9 protein-coding genes are annotated in these 8416 nt (G+C 66.9%); all 9 read left to right on the forward strand.

Annotated features, from left to right (window positions below):
• Window positions 1-282: 282 nt before the first annotated feature.
• The 9 genes from ABE423_RS19925 (at window position 283) to ABE423_RS19965 (ending at window position 8156) form a co-directional block, all read left to right on the forward strand.
• A complete protein-coding gene (locus tag ABE423_RS19925) occupies window positions 283-696 on the forward strand; it encodes a YciI family protein (protein WP_180837545.1) in 414 nt (137 codons plus the stop codon).
• A 68-nt stretch (window positions 697-764) separates the two neighbouring features.
• Complete coding sequence (locus ABE423_RS19930; protein ID WP_005407887.1) at window positions 765-1187, forward strand: VOC family protein; 423 nt, start codon at window positions 765-767, stop codon at window positions 1185-1187.
• Between the two features lie 34 nt (window positions 1188-1221).
• Window positions 1222-1632, forward strand: a complete 411-nt coding sequence (locus ABE423_RS19935) for a VOC family protein (RefSeq protein ID WP_004139958.1) — start codon at window positions 1222-1224, stop codon at window positions 1630-1632.
• A gap of 23 nt (window positions 1633-1655) precedes the next feature.
• Entirely contained in the window at window positions 1656-2012 is a 357-nt protein-coding gene (locus ABE423_RS19940) for a DUF1428 domain-containing protein (protein ID WP_004139960.1), read from the forward strand.
• Window positions 2013-2057: 45 nt separating this feature from the next.
• Entirely contained in the window at window positions 2058-3320 is a 1263-nt protein-coding gene (locus tag ABE423_RS19945; RefSeq protein ID WP_346487273.1) for a sigma-70 family RNA polymerase sigma factor, read from the forward strand.
• Window positions 3321-3427: 107 nt separating this feature from the next.
• Window positions 3428-4624: a hypothetical protein gene (locus tag ABE423_RS19950; protein WP_049398325.1), complete on the forward strand. Its 1197-nt coding sequence runs from the start codon at window positions 3428-3430 to the stop codon at window positions 4622-4624.
• Window positions 4615-5715, forward strand: coding sequence for a hypothetical protein (locus ABE423_RS19955; protein WP_019337987.1), 1101 nt, complete (start codon window positions 4615-4617; stop codon window positions 5713-5715). The genes ABE423_RS19950 and ABE423_RS19955 overlap by 10 nt, the downstream gene beginning before the upstream one ends.
• A gap of 100 nt (window positions 5716-5815) precedes the next feature.
• Window positions 5816-6493, forward strand: coding sequence for a hypothetical protein (locus ABE423_RS19960; protein WP_154262149.1), 678 nt, complete (start codon window positions 5816-5818; stop codon window positions 6491-6493).
• Between the two features lie 16 nt (window positions 6494-6509).
• The gene (locus tag ABE423_RS19965; RefSeq protein ID WP_346487276.1) at window positions 6510-8156 is read left to right on the forward strand and encodes a CsgG/HfaB family protein; all 1647 of its coding nucleotides are present in this window, start codon (window positions 6510-6512) and stop codon (window positions 8154-8156) included.
• Window positions 8157-8416: the final 260 nt, after the last annotated feature.

Genomic DNA, 8416 nt, shown 5'->3' on the forward strand with positions numbered 1-8416 from the left:
GTGGGCGGGGGGGGGGGTACGTGCGGCCCCGCCCCGCCCCCCCCCCCCTGGTGCTGGCCCCGCCCCCCCCCCCCCCCCCCCCCCCCCCCCCCCGCCCCACCCACAGGAAACCAGCTTTCAGCGACCCAACCCACCACGGAGGGGCTCCGCCGTTCGCCGACTCCCGCCGAAGGCGCGCTTTCCACGGAAGAAACAATTTTCAGAGAACGTGTCGATTCCCAGCCCCCTGGTTCGTTGTACCCAGTGAAGGGCACGCACCACGCGTCCCCACGGGAGACCGCAATGAAAGTGATGGTGATCGTGAAGGCCAACGCCGACTCCGAAGCCGGCCGCATGCCCAGCGAACAGGAATTGTCCGACATGGGCGCCTTCAACGAACAGCTCGTGGCCGCCGGCATCATGCTGGCCGGTGAAGGCCTGCATGCCACCCAGCGCGGACGTCGCATTCATTTCGGCGGCGGCGCGCCGAAGGTCGAGGCCGGTCCGTTTGGCCCCGCCAGCGAACAGATCGCCGGTTTCTGGCTGTGGGACGTGCGCTCGCTGGACGAGGCCGTTGAATGGGCCAGCCGCGCGCCGTTCAACAGTGGCGGCACGCTGGAGCTGCGCCCGCTGATCTCCGCCGAAGACTTCGGTGAAGCCTTCACCCCGGAATTACAGCAGCAGGAACAGCGTCTGCGTGCACAGTTGGAAGGTTGACCCGGTTCATTTCCCCCGCCGGGCATGGACCGGCGCTAACACCCTGAAACCCACGACGGAGTATTGCCATGAAATTGATTCCCTTCCTCGGCTTCAGCGGCCAGGCCCATGAGGCGATGGCGTTCTATGCAAAGGCACTCGGTGGCCAGGTCACCTCGGAAATGAAATACCGCGACATGCCGCCCTCCGATGGCTCGCCGGGCTGCAACGAGATGCCGCCGGAAACCCTGGACCACGTCGCGCACAGCCAGCTGGAAATCGGTAGCGCCATCGTGATGGCGGCCGACGGTCCCGGCGGTGGCGAGGGTGGTTCGACCACCATCAATGTCGACGTCGACAGCATCGAAGAAGCCGAACGCGTGTTCGCTGCACTGGCCGAGGGTGGCCAGGTGCAGATGCCGATCGCTGAAACGTTCTGGGCGCACCGCTGGGGCATGCTGATTGACCGCTACGGCAAGCCGTGGATGGTCAACTGCATGAAGCAGCCCTGATCCCTCTTCTTTTCATCCACAAGGAGCTTCACCGATGAATGCACCGCAACCGCAGATGATCTTCGTCAATCTTCCGGTGAAGGACCTGGAGAAATCCAAGGCCTTCTTCACCGCGCTGGGCTACAGCTTCAATCCAACTTACACCAACGATGACGCGGCAGGCATGGTCATCAGCGAGAGCATCTACGTGATGCTGCTGACCCAGCCTTTTTTCCAGCAGTTCACCAACAAGCCGATTGCCGATGCGCACACCCACACGGAAGTGATCAACGCACTCTCGGCACCCAGTCGCAAGGCAGTTGACGAGTTGGTGGACAAGGCACTGGCCGCCGGCGGCAGCGAACCGCAGCCGCCGCGCGACCTGGGCTTCATGTACCAGCGCGGCTTCCAGGATCTGGATGGCCATCTCTGGGAAATCGCACACATGGACGGCGAGCCGGGCTGACGGCCGCCGCAGGGAGAATCCTCATGGCTTACGTGGATGCTTACGTGCTGCCGTGCCCCCAGGACAAGGTGGCGGCCTACCGCGGCCTTGCCCGCAAGGCCGGTGCGGTGTGGAAGGACCATGGCGCGCTGCAGTACATGGAATGCGTGGCTGACGATGTGGAACCGGGAAAGAGCACGTCGTTTCCGCGTGCGGTCAAGGCCAAACCGGGCGAAACGGTGATCGTCGCCTTCGTGGTGTTCCGTTCGCGCGCGGCGCGCGACCGTATCAACGCGAAAGTGATGGCGGACCCGCGGCTGGCGTCGCTGGGCCCGAAGGACATGCCGTTTGATACCAAGCGCATGTTCTGGGGTGGCTTCAAGCCGATAGTTGAAGCGTGAGCTGCGGCGCTTGTGCGGGCCGGGCGTGCGTGCTGTGATCGGCGCATGCTCGAGCCCGCACTGACGCAGCGTCTGGAAACCCTCTGGCGGATGGAGTCGCCGGTGTTGATCGCGCGCCTGGCGCGGCTGCTCGGGGGCGATGTCGGCCGCGCCGAGGAGCTGGCCCAGGACACCTGGCTGGCCGCGCTGGAGCGCTGGCCGGAGCAGGGCATCCCGGACAACCCCGGAGCTTGGCTGATGACCACTGCGCGCAACCGTGCCATTGATGTGCTGCGCCAGCACCAGCGGGTGGCGCAGCAGCATGCGCAGTGGGGCGAGGAACTGCATCCGGCGCCGCTGCCGGCGCCCGATGACAGTCAAGCGCTGGAAGATGATCTGGGTGACGACCTGCTGCGGCTGATGTTCGTGGCCTGCCATCCGGTGCTGCCGGCCGATGCACGGGTGGCATTGACCCTGCGCCTGCTGGGTGGCCTGACCACTGTCGAGATCGCGCGCGCCTTCCTGCAGCCCGAGCCGACCATCGCCCAGCGCATCGTGCGCGCCAAGCGCACCTTGGCGCAGAAGCAGGTGCCCTACGAGGTCCCGCGTGCTGACGCGATGCCCGAGCGGCTTGGTTCGGTGCTGGAAGCGATCTACCTGGTGTTCAACGAAGGCTATGCGGCCAGTGCCGGTGACGACTGGATGCGCCCGGCACTGTGCGAGGAGGCGCTGCGGCTCGCGCGCATCCTGGCGCACCGGCTGCCGGTGCCGCCGGTGCTGGGCCTGCTGGCGCTGATGGAGCTGCAGGCCTCGCGTGCCGCGGCACGGACCGATGCGCAGGGCGTGCCGGTACTGCTGGACCAGCAGAACCGCGCGCGCTGGGACTGGCTGCAGATTGAACGCGGGCAGCAGGTGCTGGCGCGCGCGCTGGCCGCCGGTGGCGCTGATGATCCCTATGTACTGCAGGCGCGTATCGCAGCGTGCCATGCAGCGGCGCGCCGCCCCGAGGATACCGACTGGCCGCGCATCGCAGCGCTCTATACGCAGCTGCTGCAGGTGCAGCCCTCGCCGGTTGTTGCATTGAACCGGGTCGTGGCGGTGCTGCGCAGTGACGGTGCCTTCGCGGCGTGGGCGCAGCTGCAGCCGTTGCTGGTGGACGCGCGACTGCATGAGTACGCGCCGCTGCAGGTGGTGCGCGGGGAGTTACTACAGGCGCTGGGGCGCGACCTGGACGCACGTCACGCTTTTGCGGAAGCCGCCAGACTCAGCCAGAACCAGGCAGAGCGGGGCCTGCTGCGGCAACGGGCCGGCCTGCCTCCCACGGAGTGACCTCGACGAAGGCAGCACTTGTCGGCGGGCCCGCGAGCCGTTATGTTTCGCGCCCAGCGGACGCGTCAGCGTCCACTTTCCATGCGTATTGACCGAGGAGCGGTTGGATGTATTCAAGGACGAAGAGCGCATCGCGCGCTTTTGCGCGCCTGCTTGCCTGTGCCCTGTGCCTGGCCGTATGGCCGATGGCCGTGCAGGCGGCAGACAAATCACAGCAGGCCTATTGGGCCGGTTTTGCCTATACCGCTGATGCCGCTGCCGTGCAGGCGACCACGCCGCATGCGCACGCCGTGCTGGAAAAGCGTGGCTTGATCCCGCTCAACCAGACCCTGGGGCAGGGGCTCAAGCGTCGCCCGCCGGCCAATCTGGAACTGATCGACCAGCCGGTGGCGATGCTCGACGGCACCACCAGTGCGACAGTGCTGGCCGCGGCACTGGACCGCGAACTGGTCTCGGTCGAGCCGATCGGTGACCAGTACAAGGTGCTGGTGGAAGTGGCGCTGCAGGCGCTGTTCTTCGATTTCCGCGAGCGCCAGGTGATCGCGTCCTATCCGCTTACCCTGCAGCGCATCGACGTGCAGGATTACCGGCCGGACAACGACGATATCGACGCGATCGTCGCCGATCTCCTGTATGGCAGCGCCGATACCAGCCTGTCGCAGGTGCTGGCTGCCAGCCTCGCCCAGGCCAGGCTGCCCGATGCCGCCGTGCGTCGCCTGCAGGTCGGTGGCGTAACCCTGTCCGACGCGGTCCGCGCCAAGCTGCCCGACCCGAAGTGGGAAGCCCCGCTGCGCGCCACGCTGGCCCATGAGCTGTCCAAGACGCTGTCGTCCAATACCGGCGTCGGCCTGCTGCCGCCGGCCTCGGGCCAGGCGATCGGTGGTGCGATGGCGGCGCGCTTTGCCGACGGCAAGGTCTACCAGCTGAAGATTCCCGAGCCGGACTACGTCATCAACCTGCAGGTGGATGCGCTGAAGAACGGCGTGATCGAAGAAACGCCGGCGATGAAGACGATGCTGTTCGGCGCGTTCTTCACCGCCAAGGTGACCGAGCCGTTCTCCGGCAAGGTCTATTTCGAACAGCCGCTGCGCAAGGGTGCCACCAAGGTGGTGCCGGTCACGCAGTGGCAGGTCGACCAGTGGTCGGCCAGCTACGAAACCCTGCTGGCCGGCTTCGACGCCTTCGCCGGCGCCGCCGCCAAGCGCGCCGATTCGCGCGGCTGGCTGGACGAACAGAAGCCGGGCGGCCGCCCGTTGCAGCAGCAGACCCAAGCCCTCCAGGAGTTGATCAAGTCATGTCGTTGATGCGTACCATCCTGCTCATCCTCATCGCCCTGGTGGTGGCCTCCCCGGTCGCTGCACAGACCGCCAGTTCACGCGGTACCGGTTCGGCCAGCTACGGCCTGCGCCTGAGTGCCGACACCCGCGCCCAGGCCCTGAACAAGGCCAAGGTCAATGCACTGGAGGCGTACATCGCCGAGACCGGTGCGGCCAAGCTGCGCCTGTTCGAAGCCCGCCGCGCCGAGTTCATCGGCGAGATCGACCGCTACGTGCTCAGCGCCGTGCAGCTGTCGGACACCGAAGACAAGAAGGCCAAGACCTACACCGTCACCGTCCGCGCCGAGATCAACACCACACTGCTGCAGACCAAGCTGGATGCCGGCTCGGCCGTGGCCGGTGCCACCGCCGCGCAGCGCTCGCTGCTGACCTTCCTGTTCATGGCGCGCTCGCAGGACACCGTGCAGTCGTTCCAGGACAAGGAATACCGCCGCGTCGACGCCAGCAGCAGCTACAGCGAGAACACCCGTGAAGGCGACAGCTTCCGCGGCAACTCGGTCAGCACCAACGGCAGCATCAACCAGAATGGTTCGATGTCGGTCACCAGCGGTGGCAGCACCACCCAGCGCAGCGACAACATCAGCTGGAAGGTGGCCAACGCCGCCGAAGTGAACACCGCGATGACCGGCGCCTTCAGCGCCGCCGGCTACGAAGTGGTTGAAGCCGAATACGTGGAAGGCGAATCGCGCGGCCTGCTCAGCATCGAGCGTATCCGCAAGGACTTCAGCACCGGCAACGACCTGGCCCCGGCCACCCTGCGTGATACCGCCAACGGCATCCGTGCGGCCAACATCCCGTACATCGCCGTCGGCACCCTCGACGTCGGCATGCGCGACCGCGACCCGGCCAGCGGCAACACCCGCGTGTTCGTCACGGTCACCGGCAAGGTGCTGGACGTGACCGGTCGCTTCCCGCGCACCGTGTCGTCGGTGGGCCCGGTGCAGTTCTCCGGTACCGGCCCGAACGAAACCGTCGCCCGTACCAACGCGCTGCAGCTGGCGGCTGAAAAGGCTGCCCAGCAGATGATCAACGAACTGAACGTCAAGGCAGTTCGTTGATCCGCCACCCCGGTGGGTGCCGAGCTCGCTCGGCATCGCCCTGGGGTTACCGATTTCCCACGTGCCGCTTCGCGGCCGTCTCTCCCAAAAGGACACTCACATGATCCGCAATACCGCTCTTGTCGTGGCCATCGCTGCCGCCACCCTGTCGATGCCGGCCCACGCTGGCCTGGGCAAGCTGAAGGACCTGGCTGGCGCCGCTACCGGCACCTCCAGCAGCAGCGCCTCCAGCGCCGCCGCTCCGGACGAAGCCGCGCAGGAAGCGCTGGTGCGTCGTTTCGTCAGCTCGCAGTCGCACTCGCTGCAGGCCCAGACCTCGTTTGCCCGCGCCTTCGGCCTGGCCGAGCAGGTGCAGCTGCTGGAAGCCGAGCGCCAGGCGCTGTCGTCGGGTTCGGTCAGCGTCGATGCGATGAAGAAGTCGGTGTCGGTCAGTGAAGCTGCGCAGGCGGCGATCAACGAGCGCCAGGCCGCACAGCCGGAACTGAACGCTGAATCCAAGCAGCACTACGCCGAAGGCCTGGTCTCGCTGCTGTCCTCGGCGGCCGAAGCACAGAAGCTGGGCGGCGAAGCCAGCAACTTCACCGCCGGCATGAAGAACCTGGGCGCGACCCAGCTGGCCACCGTCGGCCGCAAGCTGGCAGCAGGTGCATGGGTGGCCAAGGAATCGCCGGGCTTCATCCAGGGCCTGTACGGTTCGACCAAGTCGGCCGTGACCTTCGCCAGGAAGAGCAAGGTGAAGGTGCCGTCCAACGCCGATTCGATGCTCGACACGCTCTGATCCGAGGCGAATCTCCATGCGTATGACCTACCGTTTGATCGGCCTGGGCCTGGCTGCCACGCTGCTTGCAGCCTGTGGCAAGCAGGACACCCCGGCCGCCGCGCCCGCCAAGGACAAGGCAACCAGTGCACTGGCCAGCAATGCGCCAGTGGAAGCAGCGCCCCTGCGTGGCACGCCGGATTTCGGCGGCACCACCCAGGTCGCGCGCGAAGCCGACGGCATCGGCAGCACCCCGGAACTGGCGGTGCTGGCGGCATTGCAGTCGGCGGTGGCGCAGGTCAACGGCGTACGCGTGGCCAGCCAGATGCAGAGCCTGCGTGCAGGCCTGCATGTGGATGTGGATGACGAACACGTCGGCGATATCCGCGCCGACGCGTTCACCCAGCAGATGATCGCCGGCTCGCAGGGCGCGGTGCTGGGCTATGAAATCCTGTCGCAGGATGAAGTGCGGCAGCTGGACGAGGAAACCATCGCGCGCGTGCGCGCCAGCGATGAAGGCTGGAGCTTCAAGGGCTCGGCGTCAGCCAGTGCCTCCGGCGAAGCATCGGCCAAGAGCGGTTCGGCCTCGGCCAGCGTCAGGGAAAGCTACGACGAGAAGGTCAACGTCGATGCCAAGCGTGGCGCCAGTTCGTTCGATTCCGACGTGACCCATCGCAGCATGCGCAGCTACTGGAAGGTGCGCGTGCGCGCACAGATCGCCCAGTACCGCGCGCCGGACGAGCAGGGCAAGCCGAAGATCGTGGTTGCACTGCCGCGCACCAAGGCCGGAAGCTATGCCGTGGGCGACGGCCGCGTGGACGCGGACGAAGTGGCCGACGCGATCCGCGCGCGCCTGTCCGACACGCTGACCCAGACCCAGCGCTTCATCGTGCTGGACCGCGAGTTCGGCGACGAACTGCAGGCCGAGATCGACCACATCAACAGCGGCAACGTGCGCCTGCAGGACACCGCACGCGTGGGCCAGCAGCTGGCTACCGACCTGATCCTGATCCCGACCATCGAACGCTTCGAGTACCCGCGCAGCGTGCGCAACCTGCGCATGTCCGACCGCCAGGTGACCTCGTACTCCGGTGGCGGCCGCATCACCCTGCGCCTGATCAACGCCACCACCGGCCAGGTGGTGATGTCCGACAGCTTCGACCACCAGCTGGCCTCGACTGGCCCGAGCACCCTGCCGCGCGTGGTCAATGGCCGCAACATGGCCGCGGCGATGATGGAATCGCTGTCCGGCCAGATCGGCACCAGCATCGTCACCACGCTGTTCCCGGTGTCGGTGGTTTCGGTGGACGGAGACCAGGTGGTGCTGAGCCAGGGCGGTGACACCGTGCAGGCCGGCCAGCGCTGGCAGGCCGTGCGCCTGGGCGAAGAACTGAAGGACCCGCAGACCGGCCGTTCGCTGGGCCGCAGCGAACACCCGTGCTGCACCATCCGCATCGACCGCGTGGCCGCACAGACCTCGTACGGCACCATCGAAGACGGCGTCGACGCCATGCGCGGCGGCTTCCGTCCGGGCCAGATTGAACTGCGCCAGAAGCTGGGCAGCAAGCCGGCCGCTGCCGCTGCCGGCGCAACGGCCTCGGCTGCACCGGCCGCCGCCGCGCGCCCGGCGGCCAAGCCGAAGCCCAAGCCCGCTGCCGCCCCGGCCGAAGACCCGAACTGGTAACACGCCAAGGCAGCACACAGATGGGGTCAGAGCCCTTTTCCACCGGGAAAGGGAACTGACCCCTTCTTGTTTCCGTCCGTGTCGACCAAGGTCGACACCTACCACAGCGGCGTGTCGACCAAGGTCGACACCTACCAACAGCGGCGTGCCGACCAAGGTCGACACCCACCAACAGCAGCGGGAACCTGTCGAAGGCGGGGTGGGTCCGGTTGCGGGGGTGTAAGCGCCATGGATGGCGCGCCCAAGCCTCCAGGGACGGA

The organism is Stenotrophomonas sp. TWI1409 (assembly GCF_039673015.1).
GTDB lineage: Bacteria > Pseudomonadota > Gammaproteobacteria > Xanthomonadales > Xanthomonadaceae > Stenotrophomonas > Stenotrophomonas maltophilia_A.

Bases quoted from the DNA above. Each gene is read 5' to 3' on its own strand.
- ABE423_RS19945 (WP_346487273.1), top strand. From the start codon at position 2,058: ATGCTCGAGCCCGCACTGACGCAGCGTCTGGAAACCCTCTGGCGGATG.
- ABE423_RS19930 (WP_005407887.1), top strand. From the start codon at position 765: ATGAAATTGATTCCCTTCCTCGGCTTCAGCGGCCAGGCCCATGAGGCG.
- ABE423_RS19950 (WP_049398325.1), top strand. From the start codon at position 3,428: ATGTATTCAAGGACGAAGAGCGCATCGCGCGCTTTTGCGCGCCTGCTT.
- ABE423_RS19940 (WP_004139960.1), top strand. From the start codon at position 1,656: ATGGCTTACGTGGATGCTTACGTGCTGCCGTGCCCCCAGGACAAGGTG.
- ABE423_RS19925 (WP_180837545.1), top strand. From the start codon at position 283: ATGAAAGTGATGGTGATCGTGAAGGCCAACGCCGACTCCGAAGCCGGC.
- ABE423_RS19960 (WP_154262149.1), top strand. From the start codon at position 5,816: ATGATCCGCAATACCGCTCTTGTCGTGGCCATCGCTGCCGCCACCCTG.
- ABE423_RS19965 (WP_346487276.1), top strand. From the start codon at position 6,510: ATGCGTATGACCTACCGTTTGATCGGCCTGGGCCTGGCTGCCACGCTG.
- ABE423_RS19955 (WP_019337987.1), top strand. From the start codon at position 4,615: ATGTCGTTGATGCGTACCATCCTGCTCATCCTCATCGCCCTGGTGGTG.
- ABE423_RS19935 (WP_004139958.1), top strand. From the start codon at position 1,222: ATGAATGCACCGCAACCGCAGATGATCTTCGTCAATCTTCCGGTGAAG.